Raw genomic sequence first — 1,655 nt, forward strand, 5'->3', positions numbered from 1 at the left:
TCCCGTACGTGCGCAAAGAGCAGGAGTCGCGCCTCGCCACCGCCGAGCGCAAGTACGCCCAGCTCGGCCGGGTCAACCCGCTCGCCCTCGAGGAGTTCGCGGCGCTCGAGCAGCGGCACAAGTTCCTGACCGAACAGCTCGCCGACCTCACCGCGACCCGCAAGGACCTGCTCACGATCATCGACGAGATCGACGAGAAGATGCAGGACATCTTCTCCGCCGCCTTCGAAGACACCAAAGCCGCGTTCAACCAGGTCTTCCCTGTGCTGTTCCCGGGCGGCAGCGGAAACATCCACCTCACCACTCCCGACGACATGCTCACCACCGGCATCGAGGTGACGGTGCGGCCGGCCGGCAAGAAGATCGAGCGGTTGTCGCTGCTCTCGGGCGGGGAGCGGTCGCTCGCCGCGGTCGCCCTGCTGATCGCGATCTTCAAGGCGCGGCCGAGCCCGTTCTACATCATGGATGAGGTCGAGGCGGCGCTCGATGACGCCAACCTGGGGCGCCTGCTCACCGAGATGGAAGACCTGCGGGTGCACTCCCAACTCATCGTGATCACCCACCAGAAGCGCACGATGGAGATCGCCGACGCCCTCTACGGCGTCTCGATGCGGCAAGACGGGGTCAGCGCGGTCGTCGGCCAGCGCGTAGGGGATCGCGCGAGCTGAGTCGGCACCGCTATCTTGGCGCTGTGAAACGCTGGGTGGCTGCCGTCGTGCTCGCGGCTGTGTCGATACTCGGGATGCCTGTGGTCGCCGCGCATGCGGACGAAGCGGACTGCGCCGACAGCCCGTACGGCGGGGGCGGCTACGAGTTCTTCGACGTCGACCGGCGGTTCGTTCCGCCGCCAATGCGCGGCGGCGACTGGGACTGCGCTTTCAGGATCGCCGACCGGGAGTTCGACGAGACCCTCCTGGAGGGCGGCCGGTATGCGCGGTCGATCCAGTACACGTTCCTCTACGTCGATATGACGTTCGACCAGCTCGTCGACTTCTATCGCGCGTGGGAGAACAGCGGGTACGCGCAGGGCAACCAGATCACGATCATCGCGACGGAGGTGGGCCAGAACCAACCCGGCAGCTACAGCATCGACGATGTCGCCGCACTCGATCCGCAGCCGGGGTACGTACACGCCCGGTTCAGCAACGGCGAAAACGTCCCTGAACCGTCGAACCGCGGCTCGAACATCTACGAGTTCACCTGGACCGACGGTGTCGACTTTCAGAGCGCGTCGGGCATCGACTCCCGGCCGCAGCTGTTCGCGAGCGTGCTTCTCACCGAGCCGTACCTCGACGGAACGGGGATCGATGACCCGAGCACGTTGAGCGGGTTGCGCACGATCGAGGAGGCCGCGCCGACGGGCGTGCAGTGGGCGATCATCGGCACCGGGTCGCTGATGCTCATGCTCGTCGTCGGCTGGCCCTCGACGTTGCTGAACTCGGTCGTCGGGTCGCGCTACCAGTCGATCGTGCGGTGGGTAACGTCGCGATTCCGGCGCAAGGCAGCGGATGCATCCGCCCCACCAGCATCCGCACCGATCAAACGCTCCGGTCTGCCCGGCTGGCTGATGTGGCCGGGCTTCGCTCTCGCGGCGATCCTGGGTGCGTTCGTCGACCCGGACTTCGGCGTGAACCCCATGTCGGTGCGGCTCGTCC

General features: G+C 66.6%; 1 protein-coding gene and 1 pseudogene. Both read left to right on the forward strand.

Translation table 11 applies throughout. The features are described from left to right. Positions 1–668: pseudogene (locus RMO30_RS04510) on the forward strand (AAA family ATPase); the annotation flags it as partial. Between the two features lie 23 nt (positions 669–691). Continuing rightward, positions 692–1,655, forward strand: a 964-nt coding sequence (locus tag RMO30_RS04515; protein ID WP_309710076.1) for a hypothetical protein, incomplete at its 3' end; no start/stop codon positions are given.

The sequence above is a fragment of the Pseudolysinimonas sp. genome, assembly GCF_031389465.1.
Classification (GTDB): Bacteria; Actinomycetota; Actinomycetes; order Actinomycetales; family Microbacteriaceae; genus Pseudolysinimonas_A.